Source organism: Propionicimonas paludicola, from assembly GCF_002563675.1.
GTDB classification, from domain to species: domain Bacteria; phylum Actinomycetota; class Actinomycetes; order Propionibacteriales; family Propionibacteriaceae; genus Propionicimonas; species Propionicimonas paludicola.
In genome coordinates, this window is the sequence record NZ_PDJC01000001.1 from 3,190,399 (window position 1) to 3,206,362 (window position 15,964).

General features: G+C 68.5%; 15 protein-coding genes and 2 tRNA genes. 8 read left to right on the plus strand and 9 right to left on the minus strand.

Annotated features, from left to right (window positions below; genetic code table 11):
• Positions 1-64: 64 nt before the first annotated feature.
• Positions 65-158 (minus strand) — tRNA-Ser (locus tag ATK74_RS14750).
• Between the two features lie 143 nt (positions 159-301).
• Here ATK74_RS14750 and ATK74_RS14755 point away from each other — a divergent pair.
• A complete protein-coding gene (locus tag ATK74_RS14755) occupies positions 302-1,894 on the plus strand; it encodes an LCP family glycopolymer transferase (RefSeq protein ID WP_169923881.1) in 1,593 nt (530 codons plus the stop codon).
• A gap of 62 nt (positions 1,895-1,956) precedes the next feature.
• On the opposite strand, the gene ATK74_RS14760 is transcribed toward ATK74_RS14755, so the two are convergent.
• A tRNA-Ser gene (locus ATK74_RS14760) sits at positions 1,957-2,041 on the minus strand.
• 77 nt (positions 2,042-2,118) lie between these two features.
• On the opposite strand from ATK74_RS14760, the gene ATK74_RS14765 reads away from it, so the two are divergent.
• The 4 genes from ATK74_RS14765 to ATK74_RS14780 all read left to right on the plus strand — a co-directional run bounded on the left by ATK74_RS14765 (position 2,119) and on the right by ATK74_RS14780 (position 5,388).
• Positions 2,119-3,090, plus strand: a complete 972-nt coding sequence (locus ATK74_RS14765; protein ID WP_098461760.1) for an NAD(P)H-quinone oxidoreductase — start codon at positions 2,119-2,121, stop codon at positions 3,088-3,090.
• Between the two features lie 87 nt (positions 3,091-3,177).
• The gene (locus tag ATK74_RS14770) at positions 3,178-4,296 is read left to right on the plus strand and encodes a glutamate--cysteine ligase (RefSeq protein WP_098461761.1); all 1,119 of its coding nucleotides are present in this window, start codon (positions 3,178-3,180) and stop codon (positions 4,294-4,296) included.
• Positions 4,297-4,306: 10 nt separating this feature from the next.
• Positions 4,307-5,041 carry a glutamine amidotransferase gene (locus ATK74_RS14775; RefSeq protein ID WP_098461762.1) on the plus strand — a complete coding sequence of 245 codons (735 nt, stop codon included), beginning with the start codon at positions 4,307-4,309 and terminating at the stop codon, positions 5,039-5,041.
• Positions 5,038-5,388: a gamma-glutamylcyclotransferase family protein gene (locus tag ATK74_RS14780; RefSeq protein ID WP_098461763.1), complete on the plus strand. Its 351-nt coding sequence runs from the start codon at positions 5,038-5,040 to the stop codon at positions 5,386-5,388. Before ATK74_RS14775 ends, ATK74_RS14780 begins: the two co-directional genes overlap by 4 nt.
• On the opposite strand, the gene ATK74_RS14785 is transcribed toward ATK74_RS14780, so the two are convergent.
• The 6 genes from ATK74_RS14785 to ATK74_RS14810 all read right to left on the minus strand — a co-directional run bounded on the left by ATK74_RS14785 (position 5,382) and on the right by ATK74_RS14810 (position 11,811).
• Positions 5,382-6,710, minus strand: coding sequence for a serine hydrolase domain-containing protein (locus tag ATK74_RS14785; protein WP_098461764.1), 1,329 nt, complete (start codon positions 6,708-6,710; stop codon positions 5,382-5,384). The genes ATK74_RS14780 and ATK74_RS14785 overlap by 7 nt on opposite strands.
• Positions 6,704-7,714 carry an aldo/keto reductase family protein gene (locus ATK74_RS14790; protein ID WP_098461765.1) on the minus strand — a complete coding sequence of 337 codons (1,011 nt, stop codon included), beginning with the start codon at positions 7,712-7,714 and terminating at the stop codon, positions 6,704-6,706. Before ATK74_RS14790 ends, ATK74_RS14785 begins: the two co-directional genes overlap by 7 nt.
• A gap of 56 nt (positions 7,715-7,770) precedes the next feature.
• Positions 7,771-8,592 carry a MerR family transcriptional regulator gene (locus ATK74_RS14795; RefSeq protein ID WP_098461766.1) on the minus strand — a complete coding sequence of 274 codons (822 nt, stop codon included), beginning with the start codon at positions 8,590-8,592 and terminating at the stop codon, positions 7,771-7,773.
• A gap of 121 nt (positions 8,593-8,713) precedes the next feature.
• Positions 8,714-9,187, minus strand: coding sequence for a GyrI-like domain-containing protein (locus ATK74_RS14800; protein WP_098461767.1), 474 nt, complete (start codon positions 9,185-9,187; stop codon positions 8,714-8,716).
• Positions 9,188-9,361: 174 nt separating this feature from the next.
• Entirely contained in the window at positions 9,362-10,384 is a 1,023-nt protein-coding gene (locus ATK74_RS14805; RefSeq protein WP_098461768.1) for a DivIVA domain-containing protein, read from the minus strand.
• Positions 10,381-11,811: a coiled-coil domain-containing protein gene (locus tag ATK74_RS14810; protein ID WP_098461769.1), complete on the minus strand. Its 1,431-nt coding sequence runs from the start codon at positions 11,809-11,811 to the stop codon at positions 10,381-10,383. The genes ATK74_RS14805 and ATK74_RS14810 overlap by 4 nt, the downstream gene beginning before the upstream one ends.
• A 130-nt stretch (positions 11,812-11,941) precedes the next feature.
• On the opposite strand from ATK74_RS14810, the gene thrC reads away from it, so the two are divergent.
• Both thrC and ATK74_RS14820 read left to right on the plus strand, forming a co-directional pair.
• On the plus strand, positions 11,942-13,396 hold the full coding sequence (gene thrC, locus ATK74_RS14815; RefSeq protein ID WP_098461770.1) for a threonine synthase: 1,455 nt from the start codon (positions 11,942-11,944) through the stop codon (positions 13,394-13,396).
• 25 nt (positions 13,397-13,421) lie between these two features.
• Positions 13,422-13,946 carry a hypothetical protein gene (locus ATK74_RS14820; RefSeq protein ID WP_098461771.1) on the plus strand — a complete coding sequence of 175 codons (525 nt, stop codon included), beginning with the start codon at positions 13,422-13,424 and terminating at the stop codon, positions 13,944-13,946.
• Between the two features lie 8 nt (positions 13,947-13,954).
• On the opposite strand, the gene ATK74_RS14825 is transcribed toward ATK74_RS14820, so the two are convergent.
• Positions 13,955-14,866: an AEC family transporter gene (locus tag ATK74_RS14825; RefSeq protein ID WP_098461772.1), complete on the minus strand. Its 912-nt coding sequence runs from the start codon at positions 14,864-14,866 to the stop codon at positions 13,955-13,957.
• 465 nt (positions 14,867-15,331) lie between these two features.
• Between ATK74_RS14825 and pdxH the strand changes: the two genes are divergently transcribed.
• Positions 15,332-15,964, plus strand: coding sequence for a pyridoxamine 5'-phosphate oxidase (gene pdxH / locus ATK74_RS14830; protein ID WP_245840966.1), 633 nt, complete (start codon positions 15,332-15,334; stop codon positions 15,962-15,964).

Sequence of the window (15,964 nt, forward strand, 5' to 3'; positions counted from 1 at the left end):
TGGTCGGTGGCACAGCAGAACGCCCCTCCCGAGTCATCCTCGGAAGGGGCGTTCACCCAAGTCATGGCGGAGGTGCGGGGATTTGAACCCCGGATCGGGTTTAAGCCCGAAACCCGCTTAGCAGGCGGGCGCCATAGACCGGACTAGGCGACACCTCCAAGACCGCGAGTCAGCCTACAAGGGGGTCGGCATGCCGAGCAAAAGGGGGTATCAGCGCGGGCCGTTCCGGTCGCAGCTGGGGGTCTTGGCCGGGGCCGGTCGCCTTGTCTTTGCTCAATCTCAGGCAAGGACGAATATTCCGATGACCTCCGTGAACGGACCCACCCCGAACGACGCTCAGCGACCTCGCCGCGTCGCGGACGGGGCGTCCTCCCCCGATGCCGGTGATGCCCGGCGCATCTCTGATGACCGCAGCTTCGGCGCCTCCCTGGGCTGGACGGTGCTGGGCACCATCATCCCCGGGCTCGGTCTGGTCCGCGGCGGACGCCGGATCATCGGCTCGATTCTGATCGCCCTGTGGGTGATCGTCGTCGGTGGAGTGGCCGGGCTCTGGGTCACCAACCGCAGCCTGCTCACCGGTGTGGCGGCCAATGGCGACATGCTTCACGCGCTGGCCATCGCCATGCTGGTGATCGCGGTGTTCTGGGTGATCAGCATCGGTGCGACCCACCTGGTGCTGCGGCCCCGCGGAGCCGGCTGGGGGCAGCGCGCCGCCGGCGCCGTCGTGGTGGGCCTGCTCTCCTTCGCGATCGCGGCGCCGCTGGCGCTGGGCGCGAACGTCGCAGTGGCCACCGCTGACCTGCTGACAGTGTTCGGCCAGACCAGCACCACCACGCCGACCGTCGATGCGGTCGATCCGTGGAAGAACAAGGATCGGCTGAACGTCCTGATCCTCGGCGGTGACTCCGGGACCGGCCGCAGCCTCAAGCTCGGCGTCCGTCCGGACAGCGTCAGCGTGCTCTCGGTGGACACCCACACCGGGGCCACCTCGATCTTCAACCTGCCCCGGCAGACCGCCAAGATGCCGTTCCCGCCAGACTCCAAGCTGTACAAGTACTTCCCGAACGGCTTCTATGACGGGTCGAACCCCCTGAATCAGGAGTACGCGCTCAACGCGATCTACAACAACGTTCCGCATCTGGTGCCCAAGAACATTCTGGGCAACCCGTCCAGCCTGTCCACCGATGCCATGAAGCTCTCGGTCGGTGAGGCGCTCGGCTTGAAGATCGATTACTACGTCCTGGTCAACATGGACGGCTTCAGGGACATCATCAACGCCATCGGCGGGATCACCGTCAACGTCAACGACCGGGTCCCGATCGGTGGCAAGAACGCCAGTGGCACCCATCCCGAGGTCAAGCCGTCCGGCTGGATCGAGATCGGGCCCAAGCAGCACATGAACGGCCACGATGCGCTCTGGTTCGCCCGCGGGCGCTACCACACCACCGACTACAAGCGGATGGCTCGGCAGCGTTGCGTGATCAACGCGGTGATCCAGCAGGCCGACCCGGCGACGATTCTGACCAAGTACCAGTCGCTGACCAAGGCGGCGGCCCAGACGATGAGCACCGACGTGCCGGCGAACATGTTGCCGGCTCTGGCCGATCTGGCGCTCAACCTGAAGGGGAAGCCGATCCGCAGCATTCTGTTGAACCAGAGTGTGGGCTTCAAGACCTGGGACCCGGACTGGGATCTGGTCCGCAGGCTGGTGAAGAAGACTCTGGCCGAGGCCGACAAGGGCGCCACGGCCAAGCCGTCGGCTAACCCGACCGCCACCGGGACGGGCACGCCGACCAGCTCGGCGACGTCCAGCCCGTCTCCGACGGCCTCGTCCACCGGCAAGGAGAAGAGCGCCAACCTCGACGACGAGTGCGCGTACCACCCGAACAAGTAGTAGCTGTACCCGAGCGAAATGGGGACGGTTCCGAGAAGGAACCGTCCCCATTTCGTTTGCGGCGGCGAGGGTGGGATTCGAACCCACGGAGCCTTTCAGCTCGGCCGCTTTCAAGGCGGCTGCACTAGTCCACTATGCGACCTCGCCAAGCCAGGACAGCTTACCGGGACGACACCGAACAGTCCGCTTCGTGCCGGGCGTGGCTGACGTGACAGGCTGGTGGCATGCGAGTTGTGAGTGTCACTGCCCCGGGCGGACCGGAGAACCTGATCGTCGCGGACGCGCCGACGCCCGAGCCGAAGCCGGGCGAGGTGCTGATCGCGGTCGCCGCGGCCGGCGTGAACCGCGCTGATCTGCTGCAGCGTCAGGGCTACTACCCGCCGCCGCCGGGCACCAGCGAGGTGATCGGACTTGAGGTGGCCGGCACTATCGCCGCCCTCGGTGACGGCGTGGACGGGTGGGCGCTCGGCGATCCGTGTGTGGCCCTGCTGGCTGGCGGTGGCTACGCCGAGTACGTCGTCGTGCCGTCCGGGCAGGTGATCGCGCCACCTGACGGCGTCGACCTGATCACCGCGGCCGGCTTGATCGAGGTGGCCGCCACCGTGGTGTCCAACTTCGACCACGTCCACCTGGCTGCCGGTGAGACCGTGCTGATCCACGGCGGCACCGGCGGGATCGGCAGCTTCGCCATCCAGTACGCCCGGGCGCTCGGGGCACGGGTGCTCACCACGGCCGGCTCGCCGGCCAAGCTGGAGCTGTGCCGTGAGTTCGGCGCTGATGTCGCCATCGACTACCACGACGACTGGGCGGCCGCGGTGGCCGAGGCGACCGGCGGTGCCGGCGTCGACGTGATCCTCGACGTGATGGGCGCCAAGTACCTGGAGGCCAACGTCGCCGCACTCGCACTGGACGGGCGCCTGGTGGTGATCGGCCTGCAGGGTGGACGCAAGGGCACCCTCGACCTGAACCGGCTGTTGACCAAGCGGGCCACGGTCACCGCGACCAGCCTGCGGTTCCGTCCGACGGCCCAGAAGGCGGCGATCTGCGCGGCCGTGGCGCAGCGGGTCTGGCCGCTGATCGCCGCCGGCGCAATCCGTCCGGCCCCGGAGACCCGGTTCGCCCTGGACGAGGTGGCCCGGGCCCATACCCAGCTGGAGTCCGGCGACAACATCGGCAAGGTGGTCCTGGTCGTCTAGGCCAAATGCATGACGCATACAGTGGAACCCGTGCGGATCCGCGGGATGCGCACCTAGACTCGGCGACACCCCGAGAGGAGTCGGCCGATGCAGATCACCTTCGCCCCATCCCGCCAGTCGAGCGTGGGCATCGAGTGGGAACTCGGTCTGGTCGACCTCACCTCCGGTGAGCTCGCCCCCGCCGGGCCACAGATCGTCGCGGCCTGCCAGGGCGGCTCGCAGGCGCCGATCCGCGGCGAGTACCTGCAGACCATGGTCGAGCTGACCAGCGGCGTCCACCTGCGGGTGGCCGATGCCGTGGACGACCTGGCGGGCCACCTGGCCGAGGTGCGCGCGGCCGCCGCCGAACTCGGCATCGGCCTGCTCGGCTCCGGCACTCATCCATTCAGCATCGCGGCCGCCCAGCCACTCACGCCCGGCCCGCGCTACCAGCGGGTCGCCGAGCGGAATGCCTACTGGGGCAGCCAGATGGCGATTTGCGGGACGCATGTGCACATCGGCGTGGACAACAAGAACAAGGCCCTGCCGATCACCGCCAGCCTGGCTCGCTTCTACCCCTATCTCCTGGCGATCAGCTGCTCCTCGCCGTACTGGGAGGGCCAGGACTGCGGCTACGCCTCCCAGCGGACGATGCTGTTCCAGCAACTGGCCACCAACGGTCTGCCCTACCCGATGCAGGACTGGGCGGCCTTCGAGGACTACGCCGAGGACCTGCTGCGCAGCGGGATGATCAGCCTGCCCGACGAGATCCGCTGGGACGTCCGTCCGTCCCCGAAGTTCGGAACCGTCGAGAACCGAGTCGCCGACTCGGTGCCGACGCTGGGCGAACTGGGTGCGATCGCTGCGCTCACTCAGTGCTTCGTCGAGTACACCTCGCGCAGCTACACCGCCGACCGCACGCTCGAGGCCCTGCCGCCGTGGCTGGTCAAGGAGAACAAGTGGCGCGCCGCCCGCTACGGGCTGGACGCAGAGGTGATCACCCCGCGGCAGCAGAACCCGGTGCCACTGCGGGACGGCCTGGCCCAGTGGCTGGAGCGACTCCAGCCGGTCGCCACGGACCTGGGATGCACCGAGGAACTGCGCTTCGTGTGGCAGCTGGCTGAGCGTGGGGTCAGCTACCAGCGGCAGCTGGCCACCGGCAGCCCGCAGGCCGCATTGCGGCTGTTGCTGGACGAGACCGGTAGCCGGACGCCATTCGCCGACTAGCCTGGGCCCGATGAAGCCCTTCCTGCTGATCGCGACCCGCGATCATGATCAGGCTGCGGACGACGAGTATCGCTCGGTCCTGCGGCACACCGGGCTGCGCGCGGACGAGCTGGAGCGGCTCCGGCTGGAGGCCGCCCCGATGCCGTCCATCGATCTGAACGACTACGCCGGGATTCTGCTGGGCGGCAGCCCGTTCAACGTGTCCGACACGGAGAAGTCGCCCGTGCAGCTACGGGTCGAGGCCGAGCTCGGCTCCCTGCTGGCCCGGGTGATCGAGGCCGACGTCCCGTTCCTGGGCATGTGCTACGGCATCGGGATCATGGTCGACGCACTGGGTGGTGTTGTCGACCAGAGCAACGGAGAGCCGGTGAATGCCGCGGAGGTGCGCCTCACCGAGGCCGGCCGGACCGATCCGCTGCTGGCCGGAGTCGGCGACAGCTTCCATGCCTTCGTGGCGCACAAGGAGGGCTGCGCTGTCGCCCCGTCCCCGATGGTGGTGCTCGGTGCCGGCGCCGTCTGCCCGCTGCAGGTGGTCCGGATCGGACGCCACGTCTACGCCACCCAGTTCCACCCCGAACTCGATGCCGACGAACTCGCCATCCGGATGAAGATCTACGAGAATGCCGGCTACTTCGCTCCCGACGAGTACGCCGCCCTGGTGGCCCAAGTCAAAGCCAGCCCGGTGGATGGGCGCCAGCACCTGCTGCTGCGCAACTTCGTGGCGTTGGCCAGGGGGCACCGATGAGCGCGCGGGAGTGGGTCTTCTCCTACGGAACCCTGCGGCTGGCCGAGGTCCAGCAGGCCAACTACGGACGCCTGCTGGACGGGGTCGCCGACGAGTTGCCCGGCTACCGGTTGGAGTACCTGGCGATCAGCAACCCCGAGGTGGTGGCCATCTCCGGGATCGCCGAGCACCCGGTGGCCCGGCACACCGGCCTGGCCGGCGACCGGGTGGCCGGCACCCGGTTCGCCCTCACCGCCGCCGAACTGGTGGCCACCGACGCCTACGAGTCGGCCGACTACGTCCGCGTGCCGGTCGACCTGCTCTCCGGAACGCCGGCCTGGCTCTACGTCGCCAAGCCGGCTCAGTAGACCCGTAGCAGCCGGAAGTCCGCCGTATGCAGCGGCGGGACGCTCCAAGCCTGGCGAGACTCGCCGGACGCGGTCAGTCGCAGCCGCAGCGTGTGCGGCGTCTCGATGAAGGCGATCTGCACCGCCAGCGTCCCGGACGCATCGCTGCCGGCCGCCACTGCCACCGGAATCGCGGTCGCGCCCAGGATCAGTTCCTGGCGCTGCCAGGTGCCGGGCTCGGCGGTCAGTTCGGCCGTGTCCTGGCCGTGGCGGAACCCGATCTGGTAGCCGGCACCGTCGCGTCGCGCCCAGAGCTCGGTCAGCTCCGGAAGCTCCAACTGCTCCTCGCGGCTCAGCGTCGGGTCCAGTGCGGCCGGGCCGTCCGCCGTCCACTCGCTGCCGACTTCGGCATCCTCGGGCACGGCAAGGATGTCGTGGCCGGCCGGGGTCGGCTCGCTGGGCAGCTCGGGGATCAGTTGATCCCAGACCAGATCCAGCAGCTCCTGGGTGAACGACTGCGCCGAGGTGATCGCGATCACCATCTCACGCTCCGGGATCACCAGCGAGAACTGGCCGAAGGCGCCGTCCAGGCGGAAACCCTCCCGGCTCATCCAGCACTGATAGCCGTAGCCAAGGCCCCATTCCGGGGTCGGGTCGAAGGTCGGGATCTGTCGGGACGTGGCCCGGGCCACCCAGCCCTCGGGCAGCAGCCGGACGCCGTTCCAGACCCCGTCGCAGCGCAGCAGCTCGCCCATCTTGGCCAGGTCGGCCACCCGCAGATGGGCGCCGGTCCAGCCCAGCGCCCGGCCGAGCCGGTCGGTGTCCCAGTGCAGCTCGATGCCCATCGGCTCGGTGACCCGCGGCCGTAGGTAGTCGACCAGGTCCGTCCCGGTGACCCGGCGGACGATCTCGCCCAGCAGGAAGGAGGCCCCGTTGTTGTAGACGTGCCGCGAGCCCACCGGAGTCTGCGGACGGACCGCCAGCAGCCGGGCTACCCACTCGTCCTCCGGGAACGCGGTTGCCGCGTCGATGGTGTCCTGGTCGTGGCCGGTCGACATCGACAGCAGATGATGCACGGTGATCTGGCTGACCACCGGATCGCCGGGGTCGGCCTCGGGCAGCAACTGCACCACCGGGTCGTCCAGCCGGAGCAGCCCCTCGCCCACGGCCAAGCCGATGGCGGTCGCGGTGAGCGTCTTGGAGACCGAGTAGACCAGCGGACGGTCCTCGGGCTGCCAGGGCGCCCAGTAGTGCTCGGCCAGGGTGCGCCCGGACTTCAGCACGACCAGAGAGTGCAGTTCCAGCTCGGGATGGGCCGCGACCGCGTCCAGGAAGCTCAGCACGGGCGGCTCTTCGGGGTGTTCTGCTCGGTCAGCCCGGGGTCGCGGACGACCACGTCGCCCAGGGCCTCGTCGATCCGGGCCATCAGTTCGGTCGGAATCTCCACGCCCGAGGCGGCCACGTTCTCGGCGATCTGCTCGGGACGTGATGCTCCGATGATCGCGCAGCCCACGTTCTGGTTCTGGAGCACCCAGGCCACGGCCAGCTGAGCCATGGTGATCCCGAGCTCGTCGGCGATCGGACGCAGCCGCTGCACGGCCTCCAGCGTCGGGGTCTCCATCAGCCGCTTGATGAAGTTCGCGCCACCGTTGGCGTCGGTGGCCCGCGAGCCGTCGGGCACCGGCTGGCCGGGCAGGTACTTGCCGGTGAGGACGCCCTGGGCCACCGGCGACCAGCAGACCTGGGAGACGCCGAGTCCCTCGGAGGTCGGCACCACCTGCTCCTCGATCACCCGCCACAGCATCGAGTACTGCGGCTGGTTGGAGACCAGCTGGAAGCCGAGCTCCTTGGCCATCGCGTGGCCGGCCCGGATCTGATCGGCACTCCACTCCGAGACGCCGATGTAGAGCGCCTTGCCGGCCCGGACCACGTCGGCGAAGGCCTGCATGGTCTCTTCCAGCGGGGTCTCGTAGTCCCATCGGTGTGCCTGGTACAGGTCGACGTAGTCGGTGCCCAGCCGCCTCAGGGAGCCGTTGATCGACTCCATGATGTGCTTACGGGACAGTCCGCAGTCGTTGGGCCCCATCGGGCCGGTCGGCCAGTAGACCTTGGTGAAGATCTCCAGCGACTCGCGGCGCTGTCCGGCCAGTGCGGCGCCCAGCACCGACTCGGCCACGGTGTTGGCGTAGACGTCCGCGGTGTCGAAGCTGGTGATGCCCGCTTCGAGAGCGGCATGGACGCACTTCGTCGCGGTCTCGTTCTCGACCTGGGAGCCGTGGGTGATCCAGTTTCCGTAGCAGATTTCGGAGACCTTCAGCCCGGAGTTGCCTAGATAGCGATGCTTCATGAGCCGAGCCTATGCCCTGCCCGGCAGCCTCCGGAATCGTCGCGACGAGGCGTGGATCACTCGGCCAGAGCCACCGGAAACTGGATCTCGGTGACGTACTCCGACGGGTCGGCGACGTCGCCCGGCGAGACCAGGTAGACCTCGCGCGGTGCGCCGATCGGAGTGTGCCCGTGCTCCTGGATCCAGGCCTGGACGGCGGCGTAGCCGGGGCCGGCTTCTTCGTACGGGCCGCGATGGACGGTGCTGGCCACCAGCCACGCCGGCAGCTCCACGGCCTCGACCGCGCCGAGGGCGGGGAACGGGCCGCTGACCGGGAAGCCCAGCTCGAACGGGGTCGGCGCCTCATCGTCGAAGGGCTCGCTCATCGACAAGAACGGCGGCCCGGCGAAGGCCACCTGGCCAGCGGTGATCGCCGCCGCCAGCTGCCCATAGCCGGCCTGGATGGCCTGGGTGACGGTGGCTGCCGTCGCCTCGGTGCGCAGCAGTGCGGCCCATCCCGGGCTCAGCTGCTTGAGGGTGACTTCGTAGTTCACGATGTGTCCTTCCTGATCGATCAGCCGGTGCAGATAGGCCAGCGCGCGTTGCTGCCGGTCCAGGTCGTCGGCCAGTCGTGCCTCGTGGCGTTGCAGCAGTGCGACCACCGACGACCGATCGGACGCGGCCAGCACCTGCCCGATCTCGGCCAACGGCATCTGCACCTGGCGCAGCAGCCGGATCAGCTCGGCGGTGCCGACCTGCTCGTAGCTGTAGTAGCGATAGCCGCTGCTCGGATCGACCCATGCCGGAACCAGCAGCCCGGCATCGGCGTAGTGGCGCAGGGTGCGGATGGACAGCCGGGTCGCCTGGGCGAACCGTCCGATCTGAATCATGTTGGCCATCACTGCCTCCTGCAGACGATCCTGAACTCTCCCGTCACTGGAGAGTCAAGCAGACTGACGCCACCCCCACAGCAAAGGGGGCAGTCCCCTTCTCGGTGGGCGCACATCGGTAAGGCGGTGCTCAGCGGTGTGCGATCGGGATCTGAATCTCGGTGATGTACTCCAGCGGGTCCATGGTGTCGGCCGGCGAGACCAGATAGATCTCCCGCGGGTAGCCGATCGCCACATAGCCGTGCGAACTGATCCAGTCCTCGATGGCCCGGTAGGCCGGGCCGGCCTCGTCGTAGGGGCCACGATGAATCGCGGTGGCCACCTCGCAGGCGGCCAGTTCAGTGCACCGGACGTCCCCGTCGGCAGGGAACGGCAAGGCGATCGGGAAGCCCAACTGGATCTGTGCCGGGTGGTCGTCGTCGAAGACCTGCTCCATGACGAAGAACGCGGAGCCGGCGAAGGCCACTCCGGCGCGAGTGATCGCCGCTGCCAACTGGGCATAGCCGGACTTGACCGCTGAGGACATGTTGGAGGGGTGGGCCTGCAACTCCAGGACAGCCGCATGCTGGGCCGGCAGTTGCCTGACGTCCACTTGGAACGACATTCGCAGACCTCCTGTTCGGCGCACGCCGACCAGCGGCCCCGATGGATCAAGTGGAGTCCCGAACGACTGGCCCAGTCAAGGCCCCAACCGGCTACAAAGCAGCAGCCTTTCGGCTACCCACATGCCGAGGGCGCCCCGGATCAGTGATCCAGGACGCCCTTGAGGCCATGCGGGTCAGCTCTGGCTGGACTCGTCCACCACGTCGGCTGCCTCGGGGGTGACGGTCTCGACCGGACTGGCCGCCGAGGACGGAATCGGAGCGAACTCGATCTCGTCCAGTTCGGCCAGTGGCGAGGCCACGGTGCCGCCCAGGGTGGCCAGCATCTGCCGGACGTTGGCCAGCTGGGCGTTGATGGCGTCCCGGCGGCCGGTGGCGGCCTGGAGTTCACGCTCGGACTCGCGACGGATCTTCAGCGCGGCCAGGCGGGCTGCCTCGACGTGCTGGATGGCCTCTTCGCGGGCCGCCTTGATGGTCGACTCGGCGGCCAGCTTGGCCTCGGCCAGAGCCCGGTCGCCTTCCATCTCCAGGGCGACCTGACGCTCCTGTGCCCGGTTGATGGCCTGCTCGTTGGCGGCCATCTGCGCGGCGAACTCCTCGGCGGCCTTGTCGCGACGCTCGGCAAGGGAACGCTCGAACTCGGCGGCGGCCGCTGCGGCGCGGGCCCGCTGGTGCTCGTAGACGGCCTCGGCCTCTTCGCGGCGAGCCACGGCCTCCCGATCGGCGTAGTCGACGATCTCGTCGGCCTGCCGCTTGGCGGCCTCGACGATCCGAGCCGCCTCGGTGTCAGCCTTGCTCACCACGTCGCGGGCGTAGCGGTCGGCTGCGCTCTTGGTCTGGTTGGCGGCCTCCTCAGCCTCGGCGGAGAGCCGCTCGGCCTCGGCCTTGGCGCGGGTCTTCAGCTCGTCAGCCTCGTCCTCGGCCAGGGCCAGCATCCGGCCGATCCGGGCGCCGAGGTCGTTGAAGCTCGGCTGGTCGGACGGCTGGTTCTGCTCGACCGCGGCGAGCCGGGTGCGGTAGCCGCTCAACTGCTCCTCCAGCTGGGCCACGGTGGCCTGCAGCTTGGTGGACTCGATGGCGCTGTCCGCCGCCTCCGACCGGGCTTGGTCACGGGCCTTGGCCAAATCACCAATAGCGCGGTCGACCTCGGTCGGATCGTAGCCGCGCAGCACCGTCTTGAATCCGGGGATCTGGATCATCTCTGTTCTTCCATTCCTTGCTGGTTCGCTGCTGCGGGTCGTTCGGCGGCAAGCGCCTCAATGACCCCGGATAGGTGCCCTAGTTGGGCGGTGATGTCTTCTCGTCTCTTGGCCAACACCGACACCTCGGCGCGGGCGCGCTCCATCTGGGCTCGGGCCTCCGCGCGCACAGCATCGGCATCAGCACGTGCTTGGTTTAGCAGATCAACCGCCTCCCGGCGGATCTCTCCAGCTTTTTCATATGTATCACGCTGCAAGCGCTCGAGATCGTTGGTGGTTCGCTCCCTGATCAGCCGGGCGCCGCTCTCGGCTTCCTCGACCCGCAAGCGGGCCCGTTCCAGCTGGGCGGTGACCTCGACGTTGGCGTTGCGGAGCTCGCGTTCGGCCTCGTCCTTCGCGCGCTGGACGGTGTTGTCCGCTTCGATCCTGGCCGCGTCGAGTACCGCCTTGGCCTTGGTCTCGATCTCGATGGCGGTCGCCTTCGCGGCGGCGATGGCGGCCGCATTGCGGTGCTCGGTGGTGGTGGCGGCGATCTGCGCCTTCTCCCGGATGTCCCGGACGTGGGCAGCGACCTTGTCGCGCTCGGTGCGCTTGATGTTCTCCACCTCGGCCGCCACGCTCTCGTGCATCTCGGCCGCCTCTTCCTTCACCCGGGCGGCTTCGGCGTTGGCCGCGGCCAGCAGGCCGTCGGCGTAGCGGCGGGCCTCGTCGATCAGTCGCTCCCGTTCCGCCTGGGCTGCGCTCACCTCGGCCAGCGCGGTCTGCTTCAGCTCGGCCAGCTCGGCGTCGGACTCGGAGCGCTGCCTGGCCAGATCCGCTTCGACCTCGGCCCGATGCTGATCCAGATCGGCGGTGGTGGTGTCGGCCAGCTCGGCCAGTTCCTTGGCCAGCCGATCGCGGCGCTGGGCCTCCTCGGCAGCCAGCACCTGCTGCCGGCTCTCCACCTGGGCGTCCAGCTCGGCCAGCTTCGCCTCGGCGGTGTGCTGAGCGTCGATGGTGGCGGCGGTGGCCTCCTCCAGCATCTGCTCGGCCTTCTGCCGGGCCTCAGCGACCAGCCGGTCGGCGTCCTCACGGGCACGGGCCAGCACCTCGGCCGCGGTGTGCTCGGCGGTCTGGGTGATCATGGTGGCCTGCTCGGTGGCGTCCGAGAGCAGGCTCAGGGCGTCCCGGTGGGAGTCCTCCAAGCGAGAGTTGGCGGTGGCGATCGCGGCGGCGACGTCAGCTTCGCGCTCGGCGATCTCGCTGTTCAGCTGCTCGAGGACCTCACGCTGGGCGATGATCTCGGAGCGAATCTGGTCGGCTTCGGCCTGGGCCTCGATCCGCAGTTGGTCCGCGAGGTTCTGCGCATGGGTGAGGATCTCAGTGGCGTGCCGGGTGAGATCACTGCCGGCCTGCTGATCGCCAGGGACGGCAGAAGAGTCGGACACAGACAAATGTTCCCGGTAATCCCTTGTCGGGGCAACCCGCCACCCCCATTTTGACGAGACTGTCTGAGGTTCTGGTCCAGCGTTATCGGGCGAAATACTCCACATCCGGTGCCCGGGTAGAGTTCGGCGGGTGCAGTACGTCTCCACCAGGTCCCTCGAGGCAGCGACCACGTTCGGTTTCAGCGACATCCTGTTGGCCGGTTTGGCCGCGGACGGCGGCCTGTTCGTGCCCGCCGAGTATCCGCGCCTGACGGCTGCTGAGCTAGCCAGCTGGCGGGAAACCCTGCGGGTCGAGGGGTACGCGGCGTTGGCTCACGCGGTCTTGTCGAGGTTCATCACCGACATCGATTCGGCGGCTCTGCGGACGCTGTGTGACCGGGCCTACAACGATCAGGTTTTCGCCACCGCCGACATCGTTCCGGTTTCCGAGCTCGACGGTGGATTGTGGCTGGGGCATCTTTCCGACGGCCCGACCGCTGCATTCAAAGACTTGGCGATGCAATTGTTGGGTCAGTTCTTCGAGTACGAGCTGGCTCGTCGCGGAACCACGCTGAACATCCTCGGCGCAACCAGTGGCGATACCGGATCGGCGGCCGAGCACGCCATGCTCGGACGGCGTGGCATCCGGGTCTTCATGCTCACTCCAGCCGGTCGGATGACGCCCTTCCAGCAGGCCCAGATGTTCAGCTTGGATGACCCGTCGATCGTGAACATCGCGGTGGACGGCGTCTTCGACGACTGCCAGGACCTGGTCAAGGCGGTGGCTGGTGACCTGGAGTTCAAGCAGCGCTACGCGCTCGGTGCCGTGAACTCGATCAACTGGGCCCGGTTGGTGGCCCAGGTGGTCTACTACGTGGCCTGCTGGCTGCGGGTCACCACCTCCGATGATCAGCAGGTCGACTTCTGCGTCCCCACCGGGAACTTCGGCAACATCTGCGCCGGCCACGTGGCCCGGATGATCGGGATCCCGATCAACACCTTGGTGCTGGCCACCAATGAGAACAACGTGCTCGACGAGTTCTTCCGCACCGGCGTCTACCGGGTGCGCAGCTCGGCCGAGACGGCGGCCACCTCGAGCCCGAGCATGGACATCTCCAAGGCATCCAACTTCGAGCGATTCATCTTCGACCTGCTCGGCCGCGATGGGGCCCGGGTGCGCCGGCTGTTCGGTGAGGAACTGGCCAGCAAGGGCTACTTCGACCTGTCCGACACTCCCGAGTTCGCCGAGCTGCGTGCCCGCTATGGGTTCGTCTCCGGCTCGTCCAGCCATGCCGACCGGCTCGCCCAGATCCGTGAGGTCTACGCCCGGAACGGGGTCCTCATCGACCCGCACACGGCGGACGCGGTGAAGGTGGCCCGCGAGTTCGTCCAGCCCGGGGTGCCGATGATCGTGTTGGAGACCGCGCTGCCGGTGAAGTTCGCCGAGACCATCATTGAGGCGGTCGGGGTGGTGCCGGAGCGTCCGGCCCGTTTCGACGGGATCGAGGACTTGCCGCGCCGGGTGGTCGAGCTGCCCAATGACCCGGACGCCTTGAAGCGGCTCATCGCCGAGCGGGCCGAGCCGGTGCCGGACCTCCCTCGCTGAACCGCGGCGGATTAGGCTCAGCGACGTGCGATCTGACGAGCTCCGGGTGCTCTACTCCCGCCTGGTGGTGACCAGTTGCGAGTGGCGGACGATCGGCGTGGCCGATCCGGAGGAGCTGGCCGAGCGGGTCTTCGCCCGGCTGGACCGTGAGGCCGATGCCGATCTGGCCGACCTGTACCGCGAGGTCGACCGGGTCGTCTTCCTGGCTTTCGAGGAGTACTCCGATCGGCTCGGGCTGATGGAGAAGTTCCGCAACCTGGGGACGCCGCCGCCGGCCCGTCCGGCCCGGCTGATGCTGGACGCGCTGAGCAAGCTCAACACCCGGGATCGGGCGCTGCTGCAGCGTCGCCATTGGGACGAACTGGACGCTCTGGAACTGGCCGAGTCGCTGCGCTGGCCGGTGGAGCAGGCCGTGGCCCGGCTCGGCAGGGCCGAGGCGCGATTCCTGGCCAAGGCGCGGCGGACCCGTCCGGAGCTGGAACCGTCCGCGGTGCCGTCCCTGATCGCTTCACTCAAGCCGGGCCAGCACCGGCGGTACCCGGCTCGCTGAGGCCGGGCTCAGCTGAGCAGCAGGTACAGCGTCGGCATGGCGACGATCGCCACCAGCACGCTGACCGAGTTCGCGAAGCTGGCCAGTTCGACGTCGAGCTCGGCTTCGGCGCAGAACGCCGGCATCATGGCCGCGATCGGGGCGAACAGCAGCATCACCACAACCACCCGGGCATCTGTCGGCAACGGCAGCAGGTACCAGGAGGCCACCCCGACCACCAGGCCGAACACATAGCGGCGGGCCAGTAGCCGCGCTGCGTCGAGGTACTTGGCTCGGCTCAGTCGCAGGTCCAGGCCGATGCCGATCATCAGCATGGCCAGGAAGGGGTTCGCCGCGCCGACCGTCGAGGTGAACACGATGAGTTGGTCGGGCAGTCGCAGGTTGAGCAGTTGCATGACCAGCAGCGTCACGTAGGTCACGAAGACCGGGTTGGTACCGACCTTGCGCAGCAAGGCGCTCAGCCGCAGCCGTCCGGACGGGTGCACCAACGACATGCCCCAGCCGTAGGCGATGCCCGCGCTGGCCACCGCGGTGCCGATGTCGAACAGCGAGGAGAAGACCATCGCGTGCGGACCGACCAGGCCGGACAGGTACGGGGTGGAGAAGGCGCCGATGTTGTAGCTGCCGGAGTTGAAGACGGCGAACGCCTGGTCCTGCCGACTGCGTCGTCGGGTTTGCAGGTAGCCGATCACTTGGAGAGCGACGTTCACCAGCAGCCCGAAGACGGCCAGACCGAGCAGGGCGAACTCGACGTGGAAGGTGTTGAAGCTGGTGAACAGGGCACACGGCAGGGTCACGCCCAGCACGATCTTGGAGAACTTGCTGAAGTCGGACGTGCTCACCCAGCCGGCCCGCTTGGCCAGCTGGCCGATGCCAATGATGGCGACCAGGCTCAGCGCGCGCAGCAGGGTATCCAGCACGTCCGCACGCTACCGCCTCGGTCTGCCCGCCCCCGACTCCGTCCCACCGCCGACTCCGTCCCACCGGCCACGGGGCGCCCCGGCCCCGCCTCCCGTCCCACCGGCCACGGGGCGCCCCGGCCCCGCCTCCCGGTTCCCGCTACCGAGAGCAACTCTTGCTGCCGAAATTCCGGTAGCGGGAGTTCCATTCGGTAGCGCGAACGGGTTTGGGGGGCGGCCAGGAGCTGGCTCGGAGGGGGCGGGACGACTCGGAATGGTCTCGCCCCACCGTGCCTCGCCCGGGTCCTCCGTCCCGGATCTGCCCAGCCCCGACCGGCTCCTGCCCGGTTCCCGCTACCGAGAGCAACTCTTGCTGCCGAAATTCCGGTAGCAGGAGTTCCATTCGGTAGCGCGAACGGGTTTGGGGGGCGGCTCCGCCGCTGGCCCGGGGTGAGGGACGGCGTCGGGCGGGCCTACCCTTGCAGGGTGGACCTCAGTGAGATGCGGATCAGTTACGAGCGCGACGAGTTGGACGAGAGCGCGGCCGGCAATGCGCCGCTGGAGCTCTTCGAGCGCTGGCTGGCCCAGGCGATCGCGGCCAAGGTGCCCGAGCCGAACGCCATGACGCTGGCCACGGTCGGGCCGGACGGGCAGCCGTCCACCCGGATCGTGTTGGTGAAGAGCTGCGACGCCTCCGGGGTGGTCTTCTACACCAACTACGACAGCCGCAAGGCCCGCGAGCTGGCCGGCAACCCGAAGGCTGCTCTGCAGTTCCACTGGGTCGAGCTGCAGCGAGTGATCCGAATCGAGGGGACGGTTGAGCTCACCTCCGACGAGGAGTCGGACGCCTACTTCGCGTCCCGCCCGATCGACTCGCGGATCGGCGCCTGGGCGTCCCCGCAGAGCCAGGTGATCGCCAACCGAGGCGTCCTGGTGGCCAATGTGGCCAAGGTCGCCGCGAGCCACGGGCTGAACCCGCCGCGTCCGCCGAACTGGGGCGGCTACCGGCTGGTCCCGCACACCTGGGAGTTCTGGCAGGGCCGCAAGTCCCGGCTGCACGACCGGATCCGGTTCACCCGCCAACCCGACGGCTGGCGCAAGGAGCGGCTAGCTCCCTAG

Coding starts and splice junctions, on each gene's coding strand:
- ATK74_RS14780 (WP_098461763.1), top strand. CDS start 5,038: ATGAGCGCGCGGGAGTGGGTCTTCTCCTACGGAACCCTGCGGCTGGCC.
- ATK74_RS14795 (WP_098461766.1), bottom strand. CDS start 8,592: ATGGCCAACATGATTCAGATCGGACGGTTCGCCCAGGCGACCCGGCTG.
- ATK74_RS14775 (WP_098461762.1), top strand. CDS start 4,307: ATGAAGCCCTTCCTGCTGATCGCGACCCGCGATCATGATCAGGCTGCG.
- ATK74_RS14805 (WP_098461768.1), bottom strand. CDS start 10,384: ATGATCCAGATCCCCGGATTCAAGACGGTGCTGCGCGGCTACGATCCG.
- ATK74_RS14765 (WP_098461760.1), top strand. CDS start 2,119: ATGCGAGTTGTGAGTGTCACTGCCCCGGGCGGACCGGAGAACCTGATC.
- ATK74_RS14770 (WP_098461761.1), top strand. CDS start 3,178: ATGCAGATCACCTTCGCCCCATCCCGCCAGTCGAGCGTGGGCATCGAG.
- ATK74_RS14755 (WP_169923881.1), top strand. CDS start 302: ATGACCTCCGTGAACGGACCCACCCCGAACGACGCTCAGCGACCTCGC.
- ATK74_RS14790 (WP_098461765.1), bottom strand. CDS start 7,714: ATGAAGCATCGCTATCTAGGCAACTCCGGGCTGAAGGTCTCCGAAATC.
- ATK74_RS14800 (WP_098461767.1), bottom strand. CDS start 9,187: ATGTCGTTCCAAGTGGACGTCAGGCAACTGCCGGCCCAGCATGCGGCT.